This window comes from Gordonia heveisoli (genome assembly GCF_030315745.1).
Lineage (GTDB): Bacteria > Actinomycetota > Actinomycetes > Mycobacteriales > Mycobacteriaceae > Gordonia.
Genome location: NZ_JASXSH010000008.1, coordinates 130537 through 147560, shown reverse-complemented (window position 1 = coordinate 147560; position 17024 = coordinate 130537). Strand labels below are relative to the sequence as shown.

16 protein-coding genes are annotated in these 17024 nt (G+C 66.6%); 10 read left to right on the top strand and 6 right to left on the bottom strand.

The features are described 5' to 3' along the window. Positions 1-98 precede the first annotated feature (98 nt). Positions 99-725, bottom strand: coding sequence for a TetR/AcrR family transcriptional regulator (locus QSJ18_RS09425; RefSeq protein ID WP_286326127.1), 627 nt, complete (start codon positions 723-725; stop codon positions 99-101). Positions 726-931: 206 nt separating this feature from the next. Between QSJ18_RS09425 and QSJ18_RS09420 the strand changes: the two genes are divergently transcribed. Then, positions 932-2482 (top strand): MFS transporter, encoded by a 1551-nt coding sequence (locus QSJ18_RS09420; protein ID WP_286326126.1) that lies wholly within the window; start codon positions 932-934, stop codon positions 2480-2482. A gap of 112 nt (positions 2483-2594) precedes the next feature. Next, on the top strand, positions 2595-4310 hold the full coding sequence (locus QSJ18_RS09415) for a protein kinase domain-containing protein (protein ID WP_286326125.1): 1716 nt from the start codon (positions 2595-2597) through the stop codon (positions 4308-4310). Between the two features lie 27 nt (positions 4311-4337). Here the strand turns inward: QSJ18_RS09415 and QSJ18_RS09410 are convergent, their stop codons facing one another. Beyond that, complete coding sequence (locus tag QSJ18_RS09410) at positions 4338-4817, bottom strand: PaaI family thioesterase (protein ID WP_286326124.1); 480 nt, start codon at positions 4815-4817, stop codon at positions 4338-4340. A gap of 38 nt (positions 4818-4855) precedes the next feature. Here QSJ18_RS09410 and QSJ18_RS09405 point away from each other — a divergent pair, with 38 nt between their 5' ends. The 7 genes from QSJ18_RS09405 (at position 4856) to QSJ18_RS09375 (ending at position 10168) form a co-directional block, all read left to right on the top strand. Next, entirely contained in the window at positions 4856-5488 is a 633-nt protein-coding gene (locus QSJ18_RS09405; protein ID WP_462476030.1) for a TetR/AcrR family transcriptional regulator, read from the top strand. A 138-nt stretch (positions 5489-5626) separates the two neighbouring features. Beyond that, entirely contained in the window at positions 5627-6307 is a 681-nt protein-coding gene (locus QSJ18_RS09400) for a DUF4166 domain-containing protein (RefSeq protein ID WP_286326123.1), read from the top strand. Between the two features lie 79 nt (positions 6308-6386). Next, the gene (locus QSJ18_RS09395; RefSeq protein WP_286326122.1) at positions 6387-6827 is read left to right on the top strand and encodes an SRPBCC family protein; all 441 of its coding nucleotides are present in this window, start codon (positions 6387-6389) and stop codon (positions 6825-6827) included. A gap of 95 nt (positions 6828-6922) precedes the next feature. Then, entirely contained in the window at positions 6923-7441 is a 519-nt protein-coding gene (locus QSJ18_RS09390; RefSeq protein ID WP_286326121.1) for a DUF6764 family protein, read from the top strand. A 67-nt stretch (positions 7442-7508) separates the two neighbouring features. After that, complete coding sequence (ppk2, locus tag QSJ18_RS09385; RefSeq protein WP_286326120.1) at positions 7509-8456, top strand: polyphosphate kinase 2; 948 nt, start codon at positions 7509-7511, stop codon at positions 8454-8456. Between the two features lie 77 nt (positions 8457-8533). Continuing rightward, the gene (locus QSJ18_RS09380; RefSeq protein ID WP_286326119.1) at positions 8534-9376 is read left to right on the top strand and encodes a hypothetical protein; all 843 of its coding nucleotides are present in this window, start codon (positions 8534-8536) and stop codon (positions 9374-9376) included. Between the two features lie 81 nt (positions 9377-9457). After that, positions 9458-10168, top strand: a complete 711-nt coding sequence (locus QSJ18_RS09375) for a rhomboid-like protein (protein ID WP_286326118.1) — start codon at positions 9458-9460, stop codon at positions 10166-10168. A 30-nt stretch (positions 10169-10198) separates the two neighbouring features. Here the strand turns inward: QSJ18_RS09375 and QSJ18_RS09370 are convergent, their stop codons facing one another. Next, positions 10199-12238: a prolyl oligopeptidase family serine peptidase gene (locus tag QSJ18_RS09370; protein ID WP_286326117.1), complete on the bottom strand. Its 2040-nt coding sequence runs from the start codon at positions 12236-12238 to the stop codon at positions 10199-10201. A 181-nt stretch (positions 12239-12419) separates the two neighbouring features. Between QSJ18_RS09370 and QSJ18_RS09365 the strand changes: the two genes are divergently transcribed. After that, positions 12420-14033, top strand: coding sequence for a serine hydrolase (locus tag QSJ18_RS09365; RefSeq protein ID WP_286326116.1), 1614 nt, complete (start codon positions 12420-12422; stop codon positions 14031-14033). Between the two features lie 7 nt (positions 14034-14040). Here QSJ18_RS09365 and QSJ18_RS09360 read toward each other — a convergent pair whose 3' ends face one another. From QSJ18_RS09360 to QSJ18_RS09350, 3 genes are all read right to left on the bottom strand, one after another. Continuing rightward, positions 14041-14997 carry a hypothetical protein gene (locus QSJ18_RS09360; protein ID WP_286326115.1) on the bottom strand — a complete coding sequence of 319 codons (957 nt, stop codon included), beginning with the start codon at positions 14995-14997 and terminating at the stop codon, positions 14041-14043. 72 nt (positions 14998-15069) lie between these two features. Further along, the gene (locus QSJ18_RS09355; RefSeq protein WP_286326114.1) at positions 15070-16293 is read right to left on the bottom strand and encodes an NADH:flavin oxidoreductase; all 1224 of its coding nucleotides are present in this window, start codon (positions 16291-16293) and stop codon (positions 15070-15072) included. Then, complete coding sequence (locus QSJ18_RS09350; protein WP_286326180.1) at positions 16290-16874, bottom strand: TetR/AcrR family transcriptional regulator; 585 nt, start codon at positions 16872-16874, stop codon at positions 16290-16292. The genes QSJ18_RS09355 and QSJ18_RS09350 overlap by 4 nt, the downstream gene beginning before the upstream one ends. Between the last annotated feature and the right edge of the window lie 150 nt (positions 16875-17024).

Sequence of the window (17024 nt, the reverse complement as noted above, 5' to 3'; positions counted from 1 at the left end):
CGCCCCCTGCCGAAAGTAGGGGAGGAGCGTTCGTCCCCTACTTTCGTCTTCATCCCCGAGATGCATCGCGGGGAAGACCACGAACCTCGGGGACGAACTCAGCGGCCGTTCATCGTGCGGAAGGCGGCGAAGGTCTCCTCGATGCTCTCCATCGCGGACGCGTTGCTGAAAGCGTCCCCGCATTCCCAGCGTTCCAGCGCCAGATGCATCAGCGACGACCAGGTCGAGACGACGACGCGCACCCGGATGTCGTCGGGTGTGGTGCCCAGTCGTTCGGCGATGACCTCGGCGATGGCGGCCATCTTCTGTTCGCCGACGTCGCGTCCGCGTGCGTTGACCGTCGGCGAGGTCTGCATGATCCGGTTCATCGTCTGCATCGCGGTCATGTCGAGGCCACGGTCGGCGGCTCCGGTGAACACCACGCGGTGGGCGTTGATGAGCGCGTCGAGCTCGTCGCCGGTATCCGGTTGCGCGCGTAGGGCTTCGGTGACGACGTTGATCATGTCCTCGCTCGGCGCGAGTACCACATCCTCCTTGGTGGAGAAGTAGCGGTTGAAGGTCCGCGGCGAGACGTTCGCGGCCTCGGCGATCTCTTCGACGGTGGTTTGGTCGAAGCCCTGCTCATCGCAGAGTCGGAGGGCTTCGGAGATCAGGCGATCACGGGTCTGCTGCTTCTTCCGTTCACGCAGACCCGGCGCGAGCGGGGGAGCTTCACCGGTGGTCACGTGCGCATTCTAACTCGACGTCCCGAAAATCGCGACCTGTGCTGCCAAATGGCGCAGTCAGCAAAATGACTGTTGACGACTTCTGTCTGGCTCTGCCACTATTGGGACAGACCCGCCCCGGGTCGAGGTCCCCGATGGGGCCGCAGGTGCGCACTCGACGACGAGTCCGCACACATCTGACGAGACAACCGAGATTCGAGATGCTCGTGACCACAACTGACTCCACCGACGTGTCCGGCGATCCCCCGGCAGCCGTCGATTCACTGACAGCCAGCGATTCGCCGACGATCAGCACGGCGTACGCAGACTCCGCGCCGGCCGCACAGTCGGGCGACGCCCATCCCCGACGGCGATGGTGGGCACTGGCCGTCATCGCCCTGGCGCAACTGATCGTGGTGCTCGATGCCACCATCATCACCATTGCGCTTCCATACGCGCAGAACGACTTACATATCTCCGACGCCAACCGGCAGTGGTCGCTGACCGCTTACACGCTCCTGTTCGGTTCGCTACTTCTCCTCGGCGGACGCCTCGCCGACCATCTCGGCAGGCGACGCATGTTCCTCATCGGGCTGGCCGGCTTCGCGGTCTCCTCCGCTTTCGCCGGATTGGCCTGGAACTCCGTGTCCTTCTTCGCCGGGCGTGCCCTGCAGGGTGTGTTCGCGGCGATGCTGGCCCCGGCCGCGCTCGCACTGATCGCCGTGATGTTCACCGAACATCGGGACCGGGCGCGTGCCCTGGCGGTCTATGCCGCGGTCTCGGGTGCGGGCGCTGCCATCGGCCTGATCGCCGGCGGCGCCCTGACCGAATACCTGTCCTGGCGCTGGACTTTGCTCATCAACACCCCGATCGCCCTGATCGCGGCCGCCGGTGCGCTCTATCTGGTGACACGCGACCGGGCGGCGCTGCGGGGACGAGGCTATGACCTGCCTGGCGTGGTGACGGTGACCGGCGGACTGTTCGCACTCGTCTACGCCTTCACTCGGGCGGAGAGTGCGGGCTGGGGCGCCGCATCGACGATCGGCTTCTTCGTTCTCGCCGGCGTGCTGCTGTCGGCCTTCGTGACTATCGAAGCGAGAACTGCCGATCCGATGCTGCCCCTACGTATTCCGGGTGACATCAACCGAGGCGGCGCCTATCTGGTGTCGCTGATCGTGCCGATCCCGATGTTCGCGATGTTCATGTTCCTCAGCTACTACTTCCAGAACACGTTGGGGCACAAGCCGTTGGAGGCCGGACTTCTGTTCCTCCCGTTCCCGATCGCGCTGGTGTTCAGCGCTGGGCTGGCCAGTTCATTGCTACCGCGAATCGGGCCGCGGCCGTTGATGATCGCCGGTCCGATCATCGGTGCGCTGAGTCTGCTCTACCTGGCGCAACTCGACGTCGATTCGACGTGGGTCGCCGATATCCTGCCCGCCGAGGTCGGGGTGGCCGTCGGGATGGGCTTGGTGTTCGTCGCGATGCAGAGTGTCGGACTGCACCGGATCGACGTCGCCGACGCCGGGGTGGGCAGTGCGCTGATCAACACCACCCAGCAGGTGGGCGGGTCCATCGGGTTGGCGTTGCTGTCCACGATCGCGGCGAGTGCGCTGGCCGACTATGTCGGCGACGGCAAGGCGGCCGCCATCCACAGCTACGACGTCGCCTTCTACTGGGGTGCCGGATTCATGGCCTTAGCGCTGCTGGTCTCGGTGCTGACCATCCGCGTCGGGCGGGATGAGATGCGCGAGGAGGCAAGCGCGGTGGCTGTCGGCTGAGATGTCGACTGCCGGCCCAGGTGTTTGCCCTCCGAGTACTCGGAGGGCAAACACCTCTGCCGTGATGCTCGGATGACCGCGGGGTGTCCGGGGCTTCTGCGATCATTGCCCGATGAGTCCCAGTTTGGCCGTCGGTGACGAGTTCGCCGGCTATCGCATCGTCCGTCGCATCGGCGTCGGCGGAATGGGCGAGGTGTATCTGGCCGGGCATCCTCGGTTGCCGCGACAGGACGCGCTCAAGATCCTGGCCCCGACACTGCAGGACGACGGGCAGTACCGGGAGCGTTTCAGCCGGGAGGCGGATGTCGCGTCGACGCTGATGCACCCGAACATCGTTCCGCTACACGACCGGGGTGAATATCGCGATCGGTTGTGGATCTCGATGGCCTACATCGACGGTTCGGATGCGGCTGTCCTGGCGGCCGAGAATCCGGACCGGGTATTGCCGGTCGGCCTGCTGGTCGATATCGTCGCGGCGATCGCCGACGCACTCGATCACGCTCACGACAACGGGCTGCTCCATCGGGATGTCAAGCCCGGGAACATTCTCCTCACCCGGGGGCGCCGACCGCGGATCTATCTGGCGGACTTCGGGATCGCGAAACCGCAGGATGGCGCGAGCTCGCTGACCTCGACCGGCGCGTTCATCGGGAGTCTCGCCTACTGCGCGCCCGAACAGGCGCTGGCCGAAGGCGATCTGACGGCCGCCGCCGATCAATACCAGCTGGCGTGTACGGCTTTCGACATGCTCACCGGGACAACGCCGTTCGCCGGGGCTAATCTGGTCGCCGTCCTGCATCAGCACCTCAGTGCGCCACCGCCGCGTCCGCGAGATCGACGGCCGGACCTGCCTGCCGCACTCGACGACGTCTTCGGGCGGGCGCTGGCGAAGGATCCCGCCGCCAGGTATCCGAGCTGTGGTGAGTTCGCCGAGGCGTTCGTCGCGGCCTTGGCGTCGAACCCCGCGCCGGTCGTGGCCGCCGCGCCGATCGCCGACACCGTGATCTCGGTGCCGGTGCCGCCCGATCCCAGTTCGGCGGAGTGGGAGGTCCACACGCAGATTCGCGCCGACGGTACGCAGGGTGCGGGATATGCGGTGCCCGCTTACCTCGGTCCGGGGTCGATTCCGTGGTCGGGCGTCGGGCACCGGATCGGCCGGATGCGCGGGTTGGGGGCCGGTGCGTACTTCGCGATCACCGCGACCGACGACCCGGTCGACGATCTGTGGATCACTGCCTCCGACCGGCGATTGCGCAAACAACTGCGTGCCACCTGGGCGATCAGCGATCGGGAATCGGCGGTCGAGGTGATCGATCTGCTGACCGTCGGACTCGACGCACCCGACTACGACCCGTGTCTGGCCGCGATCCACCGGATATGTCCGGGGGTCGACGGCCGGTCACGTTCGTGGATCGCCGGTGAGATCGAGCGGATTCGTGCTGTCGCCGAAGCGAATCCGGCGACCCTCGGCGTATGTGTCGAGGTCGTCGCGGGGGCGATCACATTTCCCGATCGTGTGCCACGGAGCGTCGCGGCCTGGGATCTCTCCCGTCTGGTGATCTTGTTGCGCTACTGCGCATTCGTCGGATTCATGGATGTCGGGGAGGTGTGGGAGCGGATCGAGATCGCCGGACGCCTGGCCTCGGCGGCCTACTCCGATTGGGTTGAGTACGCGGTCGGCTTCGAGGTCGGGCGGGCGTTGTTCGTGGCCGACGGTGCCAAACGTCCGGTGGCCAGCGCCGATGCGTCCTTCGCCGAAACGCGAAGCGGTGTCGGCAGACTACTGACCGACCCGAGTAGTCCGTGGCTGTGTGTGCCGTTGCGTTGACGTCGGGTCGGCCGGGCGTCCCCCGCGTCAGCGGAAGATGATGCAGGTGGTGGTGCCGTGCGCGACGAGTTTGCCGTCGGCGGAGAACACCTTGCCCTCGGCGGTCGCGGTCTTGCCGCCGACGTGGATGACGGTGCCGGTGGCGGTGATCTCCTCGGCGTCGAGGGCCACTGCGCGGATGTAGTTGATCTTCAGTTCGAGGGTGGTGTAGCCGACCCCGGCGGGCAGGGTGGTGTGCACCGCGCAGCCCATCACCGAGTCGAGCAGGGTCGCGCAGACACCGCCGTGCACGGTGCCGAGCGGATTGGAGAAATCGGGTTTGGGTGTCACGGCGAAGCTGACGACACCCTCGTCGATCTTCTTCGGCACCATGCCGAGCAGTCGTCCGATGCTGGGATGGTCGTCGCGGTTGGGGTTGTCGGCCCACAGCCGTAGCAGCGCCAGGCCGGACAGTTGCAGTGGATCATTTCCGATCTCGGTGGGTGTCATGACTATGTATGCTTGCATAGAACCGCCTGATTATGAAGGTCTACATAGGAGTTGTGATGGGGTCAGGGTCGGCCGATTCGTCGTCGCCGAGTGCATCTGCGCCGGTCACCGCCGGTGCGGCCGCGCGTGGACCACGTGAGCGGATGGTCATCCATGCCGCGGATCTGATCGGGCGTGACGGCGTGGCGGCGACCTCCATCGGTGATGTGATCGCCGCGAGTTCCGCTCCGCGTGGGTCCATCTATCACCACTTCCCGCAGGGCAAGACCCAGCTGATGGTCGAGGCGGTGCGCTACGCAGGCGATTTCATCGCCACGCGCATCGGCAGTCTGCACTCCCACACCGCGGCCGAAGCCGTCGCCGACATCGGCGGCCTGTGGCGGCGCATGCTGATCAACTCCGACTACGAATACGGTTGTCCCGTGCTCGCCGGCGGTCTCGCCCGTCGGGCCGAACCCGAGGTCGCGGCCGTCGCCGACGAGGTGCTGACCCAGTGGGCCGAGTTGGTCTCCGCGCGGCTCGTCGTCGAAGGCGTCGATCACGGCCGGGCCGGGTCGCTGGCGAACCTGATCATCGCGGCCATCGAAGGAGCGGTCGGGCTGTGTCAGACCCGACGAACCGTCGAACCGCTGGACAAGGTGATCGCCGAGCTGTCGGCCCTGTGTGAGGCCGCCGTCGTCGGGCCGTGAACGCTCCCCATGGGCCAGGTTTGTCCGGGTGCGATTCACACTTGGTCACAGTTCTAGTACGTTCTTCCCTCAAGTGAACCGAACCACACCCGCGCGGATGGTCGTCGCGGGCCAGTGACGCAGGGGGGAGATGATGAGATGACGCCGGTATACATGGATGCCCTGGGGTCGGACTTCGACCGTCTGCACCCGAATCTGGCCTGGCGATACAGTATCGACTCGACGTCGGGCGTCGCGTTGACCTGCTCGGGCATCTACGAGTCGGTCTATGTGAACTCGATCGTGCCCGGTTTCGTGCTGCGCTACTTCGGTAAACGGGCCGCGTTGCCCACGCGGTCGAGCCGGATGGTGCCATTCACCGAGGGGCATTACTGCTACCGCGACGAACTCGGTCGGGAGTCGCTGGCCGTGCTGCGCGACTTCGAGTATTCGACCGGGTCGACGAAGCTGAACTCGGTGAAGGTGCACACCGGTGGTGGCCAGGTCATCGACTATTTCGGTGACGGGCCGGAATTGCTGTTCCCGCTCGAGCTGAGCACCAATACGCGCGGCGATCTCATCATGGAGAGCGGGCCGATCAAGTGGCTCGGTCGCAGTGCGAAGATCGGGATGGGTGCGTTCGTCGACGCGCGGATGAAATACATGGAGGGCTGGGACGATCGCAACGACCGATTCCGGTGCGACGCGACCGTCCGCAGTCCGCTGATCGGCGAGGTTCTGCACTTCCGCGGATGGTTCAGCGCGGCCGACCGGGCGTGCGCCCTGCGCGACATCCCCGACGAGGCGTGGACGGAGAATCTCGTCGAGCACGACGCCTGATGTCGCCCGATCGTATGGTCGCCGGCGGCCTGTGCCGGTTTGGTATATGACCGTCGCGGGCGCACGGTAGTTTCTCCTCATGGCTGTCTCCGCGAAAACCTCATTCGACGTCGCTGCCCCCGTCTCCGTGGTGATGGAGGTGTTGCTTGACGTGGAGTCACTGCCGGAATGGTCCGGGCCGCACCGGGAGGCGGAGATCCTCACCGAGCACCCGGACGGTTCGCCGGAGACTGTGCGGATGGTGGTCAGCACCGGTCCGATCACCGACGAACAGACGTGTAGCTATACGTGGACCGACAACTCCTGCGAGTGGGATCTCGTCGAGTCGAACTCCCTCAAACATCAGCACGGGCGCTACGTCGTGACCGAGACGCCGAAGGGCTCGCACGTCGACTTCGAGCTGGAGATCGACCTCAAGATCAAGCTGCCCGGGCTGATCGTCAAGCAGGGGCAGCGCGTTGCCGTCGACACCGCGAAGAAGGGACTGACAGCCGAGGCGCAGCGTCGCGCGGCCGACTGAGCCGCCTTCACTCGGCCGGATGTCTGGCGGTTCGCGCGTTCTGTACCCTGGGCTCTACACCCCACCCCAACCCCGCGCACGAGAGGCCACTTGAATTGCAGATCAACAAGTTTCGGTTGCGACTGCTGATGACCCTGGCCGGCCTGGCGGCGGCCGTCGCATTTGTCGGACTCAGTTCGGGACAGGCGTCGGCGGATACCCGGTGTTCGGCGGCCAACGGTTCACAGGTCGAACGCGTGCAGGGTAAGAGTGGTTGTGGCGCCAAAGCCGGTCCCAACAGCCGGGCCGACTCGGAGGATCGCAGTGGCGCCGGAACCGCGGTGGCCATCGCGGCCAACCGGGGGCAGGCGCGGGCGCTGAATCTGCAGCCCGGCTCGACGGCGCTCGCGGGCGCGAACACCGGCGGCAACGCCTACTCGGTGACCACCGGCCCCAAGGCGCTCGCGCTCGCGCAGGCCACTCGCGGTGGCACGAGTGTCGCGATCGGCGGCTGGGGCGGACAGGCGATGGTCGGCCCGGCCGGAGCGGTGTGCAGCGGTGGATTCGCGGCGGCGGTCAACACCACCACCGGCAAGATGTGCCTGCACAGCGGCAGCATCGACTACCGGAACTGACCACGACACCGTCTGGCGTTCACCGCATCGTGGCGCGGCGTTTCACGCGCCGTCCTAGAGTTGTGTGGTGACTGAGTTGGATGACCTTGAAACCTTTGGCCCGGACTTCAGCAAGCTGAACGGCCGGGAAGCCCTGCAGCAGCTCGTCGACCTGCGTGACACCACGCAGTTCACCGTCAACGACGACGATGACGACGATCCGGTGCTGCTGACCCTGCCGGAACGCAATGTCGTCGACACGTGGCGGGAGGACTATCCCTACCAGGAGCGGATGTCCCGCCGCGAGTACGAGGTCACCAAACGCCACCTGCAGATCGAGCTGCTGAAACTGCAGAAGTGGTCCAAGCAGAACGGTCAGCGCCACCTGTTCGTCTTCGAGGGCCGGGACGCCGCGGGTAAGGGCGGCACCATCAAGCGGTTCAACGAACATCTCAATCCCCGTGGCGCGCGCACCGTCGCGCTGGAGAAGCCGACCGAGCGGGAAGCCACCGAATGGTACTTCCAGCGCTACGTCCAACATCTTCCGGCAGCCGGTGAGATGGTGTTCTTCGACCGGTCCTGGTACAACCGGGCAGGTGTCGAGCGGGTGATGAATTTCTGTACGCCTGAACAGTATTCGCAGTTCATGCAGCAGGCGCCTGCCTTTGAGAAGATGCTCGTGGACGACGGTATCGACCTGGTGAAGTTCTGGTTCTCGGTCACACCGCTGGAACAGCGGACCCGGTTCGCGATCCGTCAGATCGACCCGGTCCGGCAGTGGAAGCTGTCGCCGATGGATCTGGCCTCTCTGGACAAGTGGGATGGCTATACCGACGCGAAGGAATCGATGTTCGCGTCCACCGACACCGACCACGCGCCGTGGACCGTGGTGAAGTCCAACGATAAGAAGCGGGCTCGCATCAACGCGATGCGCCATGTGCTCAATCTCTTCGACTACGACGGCAAGAACCACGAGTTCGTCGGGACGCCCGATCCACTGATCGTCGGCCGGGCGCGCGATGTCGTCGGCGAGTGATCACGGTGCGGTGACAGTCACCACGACAGGCCGACTGGGCGTCGGGAGCGGTGGCCGGCGTCGGTAGCCTCGTTGGAGTGCGAAGTTTCATCAGCGCAGTGCTGACCGTCCTGACGATGGCCGCGGCCATCATCGCCGTTCCCGCGGTGTGGGTGTCCGAACGTCTTGTCAACGAGGACGGATTCGTCTCCCTGGTGGCTCCTCTCGCAGACGACCAGCAGGTCAAGGACTACATGGTGGACGAGATCACCGCGCAGGTGGTCGCTCGTGCCGCCGACTTCACACCCGGCACCTTCACCGCACCGGTGGAGGCGGTGATCCGTCCCGTCGCCCGGCAGTACGTCGACAGCGACGGATTCAAACCCGATCTGCTGAATCTGGTCCGCCAGCAACATGCCTGGTTGTTCACCGAACCGGCGCCGGGCACCGACCGTACCGAAATGCAGTTCGACATCACCGGCATGGTCAACCGGGTGCTACACGAGAGCGTGCCCCGCGCCCCGACGATCACCGGACCGATCGTGGTGCCGCTGTCGAGCGGTGGTACCGGTCTGGAGGCCGGCGCGTACGAACGGGCCGGCAGGCAGATCACCGCGTGGGCCTGGGGTGCGGTCATCGTGGCGATTCTCGCGGCGATCGGCGCGTTGCTGATCGCGGTCCGCCGCGGGACGGTACTCGCCTGGCTCGGTGGCGGGCTGGTGTTGTCGGGCGTGTCGGCCTGGGCGGTGGCCCAGTATCTGTCGACCCGTGCCAAAGACCACATCTCCACCGCCGAGGATTCCAGCCGCGAGGTCGCCGAACTCTTCATCGACCGCTGTGCCGACGACCTCACCCAGCTCGCGCTGATAGTCGGCGCGGTGGGAGCCGTGATCGCAGTGGTCGGCGTCGTACTGCGGATGGCGCTGCCCCGCCACTTCTGATCCCGTCGGCTTTCCGATCGCGGTACCGGTGGCGTCGGCGCCCCGGCGCTGCGACACTGGGAACCGGGCGAGAGGCGGACGATGAACCCCAGACAGGTCATCCGGCAGATCCCGACAACCGTGCGCCGCGCGGTCGTCGACGCGCCGCTGACCTTCATCTGGCTGGGCATCTTGCTGGCCACGACGATTATCGCGCGCACCCTCGATCCCGCCGAACTCGACGACGTCCTGGGCAACCGCTCGACCAATCTGCACAATCTGTCCACCGATCCGCTCCACGTCCTGGTCACGAGTCTGTTCTGGATCGACGGCGCGTACTGGCTTCCATACCTGGTGATGTACTGCGTCTTCCACGTCCCGGCCGAACGGTGGCTGGGGTCGCTGCGGTGGCTGGCGGTCGGGCTCAGCGCACATGTGCTGGCCACCTTCATCAGTGAGGGGTTGCTGGCCCTGGCGATCCACGACGGGCTCGTCGCCGATTCGATGACGAACGTCCGGGATGTCGGCGTCAGCTACTTTCTCGCCGGGATCGTCGGTGTCCTCACCTATCGGATCGCCAGGCCGTGGCGCTGGATCTATCTGGCCGGCGTTCTGGTCGTGTACGGCGCGCCGCTGATCACCGCACTCGACTTCACCTCGATCGGCCACTTCGCCTCGGTGCTGATCGGGCTGCTGTGCTACCCCCTCACCAGGGGCCGGCCCGGACCGGCCTGGAACCCGGTCGACACCCTCCGCAACTGCTTCCGGCGGAGCCCGGCGGATGATGAGTCGTCTCGCGTTGTTGCCCCCTGAGCGGCGGAGCGTGTCGGACGGTGCTCCGGATCAGACCGAACCGACCGTCTCCCACAGGAATTCGTAGGCCAGCGCCGACTTGAAGGCGGCCTGCTTGTTGTCGGCGGCCCCGCCGTGGCCACCCTCGATGTTCTCGTAATAGTCGACGCGGTGTCCGGTCTCCTCCAGTCGGGCAACGAGTTTGCGGGCATGGCCAGGATGGACCCGGTCGTCGCGGGTCGAGGTGGTGACCAGGATCGACGGGTAGTCGGCGTCGGCCCGGACGTTCTGATACGGCGAGAATGGCGCCATATAGGACCACTGTTCCGGATCGTCGGGGTCACCGTATTCGGCCATCCACGAGGCCCCGGCGAGCAGCAGGTGATACCGGCGCATGTCGATCAGCGGCACCTGACAGACGAGTGCGCCGAATAGTTCGGGATAGCGGGTGAGCATCACCCCCATCAGTAGGCCGCCGTTGGAACCTCCTTGTGCGGCAAGCTGTTGTGGAGTGGTCAGGCCGGAGGACACCAGTGCTCGAGCAACGGCTGCGAAGTCCTCGTACACCTTGTGGCGGCCGGCCTTCTGTGCCTGGGTATGCCAGGACGGACCGTACTCGCCGCCGCCTCGGATGTTGGCGATGACATAGACGCCGCCCCGCATGATCCAGTTGCGGCCGGAGATCGACAGATAGCTCGGGGTCAGCGAGTTCTCGAATCCGCCGTAGCCGTAGAGCAATGTCGGCCCGGTCGTCACGTCGATGCGGCGGATCACGAAGTAGGGGATGGCGGTGCCGTCGTCGGAGTCGGTGAAGTGTTGCTCGGCGATCACCTGCTCGGCGTCGAAGTAGGCGGGGGTCGACTTGATGGTGGTGGCATCGACGCCGCTGTCGCCGTGGAGCAGACTGGGCGGCTCGGTGAAAGATGTTGCCGCCCAGAAGACCTCATCGCCGTCGTCGGGGCTGGTGTCGAGTACGGAGACGGTGGCGAGGGTGGGCAGTCCGGGCTGTTCCACTGCGGACCAGTCGCCGACGGTGCGCACCGAGATCTCGGTGTGCACATCGCGCAGGGTGGTCAGGATCAGGTGGGAGCGGGTGAAGCTGTAGTCCTGCAGACTGGTGTGGGCATCGGGGGTGAACAGCGTGGTGTGCGTGCGGTCGCCGTCGAGGTAGGCCGGATAGTCGAAGACCAGCAGGGCGCCGGCCGGGTGCGTGGCGTCCGGCAGCGCCCACTCCGAGCGGGTCAGGACGAACAGCCAGTCGTGGTGCACTCCGGCGTGCGCATCCGTCGGTACGTCGATCAGTAGATGGCTGCCGTCGCGCACCTCGAAGAGCAGCGAGTTGAAGAAGTCGGTGGATCGGCTGACGAAGTCGCGTTCGTAGCCGGGGGTCGAGTCGTGGAAGCCGCCGACCGCCACGTCCTCGACGGCCCCGGTGAACACGGTCACCGCCGCCGACAGATCCTGCCCCCGCGACCACCGTTTGACCACTCGCGGATAGCCGGAGGCGGTCATGGTGGATGTGCCGTCTGGTGCGTCGCCGAAATCGGTGCCGACGAAGATGGTGTCCCGGTCGATCCACGACACCCGCGACTTCGCCTCCGGCAGTGTGAAACCTCCGTCGACCCAGGTGCCGGTGGGGAGGTCGTACTCGCGGATCACCGCAGCGTCGGCGCCCCCGCGTGACAGCGAGATGAGCGCACGGTCGTAGGCGGGCCGCACCATGGTCGCGCTCTTCCACACCCAGTTCTCGTCCTCGGCGGCGGCGAGCGCGTCGACGTCGATCAGCACGTCCCATTCCGGGGTGTCGGTCAGATAGGACTCCAGCGTGGTGCGTCGCCACAATCCGCGCGTATGCTGCGCGTCGCGCCAGAAGTTGTACAGGAACTCGCCGCGACGCCGGACATAGGGGATGCGGTCATCGGTGTCGAGTACCTCCAGCGCAGCGCTCTCCAACTCGCCGAATCGGGGTGAGTCGGTCAGCCGGTCGACGGTCGGGGCGTTGTGTTCGCGCACCCACTCCAGCGCTTCGTCGCCGGTGACGTCTTCGAGCCAGAGGTACGGATCGTCGGGCTGCGCTGCGGTGTCGGTCATGATCCAAACCTACCGACGCCGCCGAAACCGGTGTGAGCGGGCGGTTACGCGGGTAGCGTAACCGGCCAGGTGGGGCCAGGAAACAGAGGTTGACCCGGAAGCAGAGGTTGACATGGTCGGTATCCGCTCGGTCCGCCGTCATCGCCCGAACCAGTCCGGTCCCGCCTGTCGATGGTCCCGAATGGGGGTGACCGCCTGTGCGGTCGTCACCGTCGTCGGGCTGGTGGCGGCCTGCGACTCCGGGTCCTCGGAGCCCGGTGCGAGTTCCGCAGCACCGGCCTCCGGTGCGCCGGAGAACCCCAATCTGCAAGCCGGGGTGCCGCTGCCGTCGGATGCCGTCACCGACGCGGTCGGCAAACTCGACGGTCTGGCGTCCTCGCTGCTCACCGAGACCGGGATCCCCGGGCTGGCGGTCGCGGTGGTGCACGGCGGACAGACCGTATACGCCAAGGGATTCGGTGTCGCGGATGTGACGACCGGGGCGAAGGTCGACGCGAACACCGTGTTCCCGCTGGCCTCGATGTCGAAGCCGGTGGGCGCCACCGTGATCGGGGCCGCCATCACGGATCGTCGCGCTGCCGACCCCGCGCTCACGTGGGATATGCCGGTCACCGAGGGGCTGCCCGCGTTCGCGCTGGCCGACCCATCGGTCACCCGCGCCGTCACCGTCGCCGACATGTACGCGCACCGCTCCGGGCTGCCCGACCATGCGGGCGACAAGATCGAAGACCTTGGCTACCCGCAGGCGACGATCCTCCAAAGACTGCGGTACTTTCCCCTGCAACCGTTCCGGATCACTTACGACTACACCAACTTCGGGGTGACGGCCGGCGCGGAGGCGATCGCCCGGCGCACCCGCACGGACTGGGCGCAGCTGTCCGAGGAACTGATCTATCGGCCGCTCGGGATGTTGCGCACCAGCTCACGATTCGCCGATTTCGAGACCCGCGACGATCGGGTCGTCGGGCATGTGCGGGTCGACGGCAAGTGGGTCAAGACGCCCGCACAGCGCCAACCCGATGCGCAGTCCCCGGCGGGTGGTGTCTCGTCGTCGGTGAACGATCTGACGTCGTGGATGAAGATGCTGCTGGCCCAGGGGAAGTCGAATGGTCGCGAGATCATCGCACCGGAGGTGTTGCTGCCGGCGATCACCCCGCAGATCGTGTCCATGCCGTCCGCATCTCCCGACGCGCGGTCGGGATACTACGGATACGGGTTCAATGTCAGTACGACCGAGGCGGGACGCACCCAGTTCAGCCATTCCGGTGCGTTCTCGATGGGTGCGGCGACGAATTTCCTGGTGCTGCCGTCCGCGGACGTCGCCATCGTCGTCCTGTCCAACGCGGCGCCGATCGGTGCCGTCGAGACACTGAGCGCCGAGTTCGCCGATCTCGTCCAGTTCGGCGAGATCAGGCATGACTGGCGCACCCTGTACGCCGGGGCATTCGCGGAGATGTCCGAACCGTCGGGCAGCCTCGTCGGCAAGCCCCGGCCGGCGAATCCCGCACCGGCACCGTCGACTTCGCAGATCACCGGCACCTACCAGAACCCGCTCTACGGACCGGCCGACGTGCGGGTGGCGGGAGAACGGGTACAGCTGCTCATGGGACCCGGCGGTTCGGTGGTGCGCGAGCTGACGCACTGGGATGGCAACACCTATACGTTCACCCTTCGCGACGAGAACGCCGAAGTCGGGTCGGTCTCGAAGGTCACCTTCGTCGGCGGGCGCATGGTGATCGAGTACTACGCGGAGGAGGGTGTCGACGACGGGGTGTTCACGCGCAGCGGCGGGTGACGGCGGATCAGCTCAGGTCGGCGAGGATCGACTCGAGCTGTGGGCCGGGCGTGATGGAGATCGACTTCTCGACCGGATCGGCTGTCGAGATCCGGAGGTACGTGCCCTGATGCCAGAAGTAGATATTCGGAGAGACCGCACCGACGGCACCGTCGAATCGCGCCGCCGCGAGGCTTGCCAGACTGCCGATCGCGGTGATCGAGTTGTCGGCGGAGATCCGGTGCAGCAGAACCTCATTGCGGTTGGGGGTGGCGAAGACGACACCGTGTGGAGTGTCGGTGGAGCCGAATATGCGATGCAGCAGCGCGGGCATGTTCAGGGCCTTCGACGCGACGAACAGTGAGCTGCCGTACCCGACGGCAATCCGTCCCTCGTCGGTGGTGAAGACCTCGTCGAGGGGTTCTGCGTCGGTGTTCGCCTGGCCGTGTGTGTACAGGGCGGGGAGGTCCAGGGACCGGGCGCGTTCGCTGTTGAGGTAGGTGACGGTCTCGGGAAAGTCGATGCACAGGACGGCGGCCAGATCGTCGGCGACCGGGAGTGCGTACTCCGTCATATCGATGACGGTCGACGGGTCGATGGGCACCCGCAGGTCGTCGATGTGGACCAGGCGCGTCCGTACCTGGCTCGCGAGTTGGTCGCCGGTGAGCTGGTCGACGCCCGGCTGTGCTGCCTGACGTGCCAGCGCGCCGAAGTGCTGTTCGACGATGGCGGACCAGTCGTCGGGGTTCGCGGCACGACATTTGGCCAGCGCGTTGTCCAGGGGCATGCGATGACCGTCGGCGACGAGGTCTACGCCGTTGTCGTCGGCGATCGCCTCGACGCCGTTCTCGGTCAGCGTCGCCAGGGCGCGGGCCCGGATCCAGGCCACCTGATCGGGGGTCAGGCCCGCCGGGTCGACACTTGGCGCCGCTGCCTGCGCGGGGTCGACCGGAGGGGTATCGGTGCGCCGGCGAAAGAAGCTCATCGGACGCACGATAGTCGGCCGTCGGGCGGATTGGCCGAACCGTCGTCCGGTCGGCCGACCCCGTCGTCGGCGTCAGGCCGGCAGTGGGTCGGGGACCTCGCCGGTTCGGATGGGGCAGCGGGTCTTGCTGTAGATCGTCGGCATACACAGATTGCAGTGCAGGCAGCGCGACTTGGTGGCGGGGTCGGCCTGGATGCGCAGGGGGAGATCCGGTTCGCGCAGCACTGCCCGGCCCATCGCCATGAAGTCGAAGCCCTCGTCGAGCGCCATCTGTATCGAGTCGCGATCGGTGATGCCGCCCAACAGGATCAGCGGCAGGTCGACCGCAGCCCGAAGTTGCCGGGCGAGTGGGAGCAGGTAGCCGGGGTGATAGTCGTACTCCTTGAGGAAGAACCAGCCGCCGGCCTTCATGGCCAGACGCATCGGCCCCTCGAAGGCCTTGGCGAATTCCTTGCGGGGTGCGTCGCCGTGGAAGAGATACATCGGGTTGAGCAGCGAGGAACCGGCGGTGGGCTCGATGGCGTCGAGATGGCCGTCGGATTCCAGCATCCGGGCGACCTCGCACGCCTCGTCGATGCCGAATCCGAAACGTCCCGCCCCGTCGTACATGTTGAGTTTCACCCAGATCGCCACGTCGGTGCCGACTTCCTCGCGCACCGCCTCGACCACCTCGCGGGCGAAACGAGAGCGGTTGACGAGGGAGCCGCCGTACTCGTCGCGGCGGTGGTTGAGCAGTGGTGACAGGAACGAACTCAGCAAATAGTTGTGGCCACAATGCAATTCGAGGGCATCGAAGCCGGAGTCGACCGCGATACGTGCGCCCCGTCGGAAGTTCTGGACCATCTCCCGGATCTGTTCGACGCTCATCTTGAGTGTCGGCGCCCCACCCGCGCTGGGTAGCGTGCCCGGGCCGAGGGCCCGCGCGCGGTTGGAGGCGGAGTTGGCGACCGCGCCGGCATGGCCCATCTGTGCGGCGGCCAGCGCGCCTTCGGCGTGGATGGCGTCGGTCAGGCGGCGCAGCCCCGGCGCAGCCTCGTCACGCAGCCAGATCTGGTGGCGATCGGTGCGGCCCTCGGGCGCGACCGCGCAGTAGGCGACGGTGCTGATCGCGACGCCGCCCGCCGCGGTTTCGCGGTGGAAGTCGATGAGTTCGTCGGTGACCAGCGCATCGGGGGTCATGCCCTCGAAGGTGGCGCATTTGATCAGACGGTTGCGCAGTGTGAGCGGGCCGAGCCGGGTCGGGGCGAAGGGGTCTTTGGCTGCCGGGGCGTCGGCGGGCTGATGCGGGCTGGTCATCGGCTACTCCTGTGGGCTGAGGGGGCTGTTGGTCGGGAATCGTGGACCGGGGCCGACAGACCCGCGGTCACGAAGTCGATGAGGGCGGCGACGGCCGCCGGGCGCAGCGGCGACCGTGCGCGGCCGACGCGGACCATGATCAGTTCGAAGGCGAGCGCCCAGCGTCGGCGGGCGGTCTCATCGTCGAGGTCGCCGACCGCGGCGGCGAGGATCGGCGACCACGCGTCGAGCCGGAACCAGCGGCCGGTCCATTCGGCGTCCGGGCGGGTGAGTGCAAATCGCGAGAGCAACTGCAGGTGCAGTTGGCCCAGCGGGTCGGCCTGCAGTTCGACGAGGGGCCGGATGATCACCTCGACGACGTGGGCGATCGAGTCGCTGCCCGGTTCGACACCGGCGAGCGGGTCGGCCCACAGCGGGGCCAGACGGTCCTCGAGCAGGGCTACCGTCAGCCCCTCCTTGGAGCCGAAGTGGTAGTGCACGGCGGCAGGGTTGGCGTCGGCGGCCGCGCAGATCGCCCGCACCGACACCGCGTCGTATCCGTCCGCCAGGAACAGGCGTTCGGCGACGGCGAGCAGCTGCATCCGCGTCGACGAGGGTGTGGTGGTGGTCACGTCGCCATAGTACCCACAGTTCAATCAGCGATTCAATCACTGATTGAATCGGCCGGACATCCGCGTAGTGCTGGGCCCGCTGCCGAAAGTCGGGGAGGAGTGTTCGTCCCCGAGGTTTGG